Origin of the sequence: Clostridium sp. BL-8 (assembly GCF_002006495.1) — a bacterium.
GTDB lineage: Bacteria > Bacillota > Clostridia > Clostridiales > Clostridiaceae > Clostridium.
Genome location: NZ_LZZL01000189.1, coordinates 1 through 2,373 on the forward strand (window position 1 = coordinate 1; position 2,373 = coordinate 2,373).

3 protein-coding genes are annotated in these 2,373 nt (G+C 29.0%); all 3 read right to left on the minus strand.

The features are described 5' to 3' along the window. Window positions 1–134 precede the first annotated feature (134 nt). The gene (locus tag CLOBL_RS29105; protein WP_278281371.1) at window positions 135–257 is read right to left on the minus strand and encodes a hypothetical protein; all 123 of its coding nucleotides are present in this window, start codon (window positions 255–257) and stop codon (window positions 135–137) included. A gap of 167 nt (window positions 258–424) precedes the next feature. Continuing rightward, the gene (locus CLOBL_RS27095; protein WP_077861826.1) at window positions 425–1,345 is read right to left on the minus strand and encodes an aldo/keto reductase; all 921 of its coding nucleotides are present in this window, start codon (window positions 1,343–1,345) and stop codon (window positions 425–427) included. Window positions 1,346–1,489: 144 nt separating this feature from the next. After that, window positions 1,490–2,341, minus strand: a complete 852-nt coding sequence (locus CLOBL_RS27100; RefSeq protein WP_179117853.1) for a MurR/RpiR family transcriptional regulator — start codon at window positions 2,339–2,341, stop codon at window positions 1,490–1,492. Window positions 2,342–2,373 lie beyond the last annotated feature (32 nt).

Genomic DNA, 2,373 nt, shown 5'->3' on the forward strand with positions numbered 1-2,373 from the left:
CTTTCACAACTTTCGTTGTAATTACTTGTTATTTATTGTCGTTTCTGACAACTTACTCAGTATATCATCGCATTTAAATCCTGTCAACAACTTTTTTTTAATTTCTTAAAGCTTTTTAATTTTGAAATACTTTATTAATTTCTTTTAAGCTGTTTACCGCTCTCAGCGACGTCTTTTATCTTATCATCAATCCAAAAAGCCATGAGATTATCTAAATTTGATATGATTATATTAAATTCAGTATACTTTTTATACATTTAAAATTCTACATTTTACTATTATAGATACACCAGGAATAGTTTTTAATACTATTATATAACTATTCCTGGTTTACATTTCATAATTCATCTATTTTCTAATTACAATATTCAGTTTAATGTCATTGTTAATTAAACATCATCCATACATATCTTTTAATTTTAACTTATGGTAGTTTATTTCCTGCTGCTAAATAAATTTCATACCATTCTTGTCTTGTCAAAGTTATATTTGATGCCTTACATATTTCTTTAATACGATTAGAATTCATTGAACCAGCAATGGTTTGTATTTTTGCTGGATGTCTTAGTATCCATGAAGTTGCTATTGCAGTATTAGTTACTCCATTTTTTTCTGCAATTTCATTAATCTTCTTATTTAACTCTGGGAATTTATCATTATCTAAAAATACACCTTCAAAAAATCCATATTGATATGGGGACCAAGCTTGAATAGTTATATCTTTAAGACGACAGTATTCTAATACCCCTCCATCCATATCTATTGAAGCATCATTTTTTATATTCATATTTAATCCTGAATCTATCATTCCAGTATGCATTATACTGAATTGTAGCTGATTAATAATTATTTTGTTGTCTAAATATTTATTAAGCAATTCTATTTGCATTGGAGTATGATTGCTAACCCCAAAATATTTCACCTTTCCAGCATTGTGTAATTTTGAAAAAGCTTCTGCAACTTCTTCGGGTTCCATAAGTGTATCTGGACGGTGAAGCAATAATATATCTACATAATCTGTTTTTAATCTTTTTAAACTTCCATCTACAGAATTCAAAATATGATCTTTTGAAAAGTCATACATTACACCAGGAACAATAGAGCATTTAGTTTGAATAATCATTTTCTCTCTAATTGATGAATTCATATCAATTGCTTCTGAAAAAACTTCTTCTGATTTTCCACCTCCATATATATCTGCATGGTCAAAAAAGTTAATTCCTTCATCTAAAGATGTTTTAATTACTTTTTCTGCCTCTCCTTTTTCAATGCCAGCCATTCTCATACATCCAAGTCCAATTTCTGAAGCCTCAATTCCACATTTTCCAAGGTTTATATTTTTCATTTTCCTCATCCTCTCTTTTTTCTGATGTCTAGCCACTGTAATATTCCCATATTCTAAATCGAAAGATAACAGTGGGACGACCATAGATAAGTTTAACTAACTTTCAGTTGGAGATTAAAACTCCCTCTGAAGCTAAGTTTCACTTTATACTTTCGCATCTGCTATAGATTGTTCATGTTGACTAATCCAATTATATGAATCTTTTTTATCTTGAGTTAAGAGTAAATATAAAACTTCTACTACAACCATTGCAGATACTCTTGAAAAGCTAAATTCATCTAAAAATAATTTTTCTCTAGTCGATGTGTTTATATGATACTTGCTTTCATTAGCTACTGGAGAATTCTCATGATTTGTAATGGATATGGTTGTTGCCTTTCTTTCATTTGCAATCTCCAATAAAGTCACAAGTTTTTTTGCTGACCCTGAATTTGATATCACTATAACTACATCATCTTTGGTTAGTGTATATGTAAATGCAAGCTGGGTTTCCCATATTGTATTAGTTACAGAACATATTCCTAGTTGATTGAATTTATATGTTCCATCCATTGCAACCGGTATTGTATTTCCCACTGCTGCAAATTGAACAATTCTTGCATTTTTAATAATATCCAGTATTTTTTTAATTTCCTTTTCATCCATCATTGAAATAGTTTGTTTTAACTCTTCAATCTTATTAGCTAAGATGTTTTGAAGCGATTGCGCTATATTATTAGAGTCTAATTTATTAGACACAGTGCTATCTTTTAATTTCACCATATCTTTAGCTATATTTATCTTTAAATCATAAAAACCTTTCATTCCACATTTCTTGCAAAATCTAACTATGGTGGCTTCACTGACGTTACTTTGAGCTGCTAATTCTGAAACTGTCATCTCAATAACTTTTTCCTTTTGATTTATAACATAATCTGCAATTTTCTTTTCCGCTTCATATAGCTCATTATAAACACATAGAATTTTATCTAGTACACTTTTTTCTATTTTTTTCACCTTTAAAAATACTCCTTTAAGACACATGAAAA

Coding starts and splice junctions, on each gene's coding strand:
- CLOBL_RS27095 (WP_077861826.1), bottom strand. CDS start 1,345: ATGAAAAATATAAACCTTGGAAAATGTGGAATTGAGGCTTCAGAAATT.
- CLOBL_RS29105 (WP_278281371.1), bottom strand. CDS start 257: ATGTATAAAAAGTATACTGAATTTAATATAATCATATCAAATTTAGAT.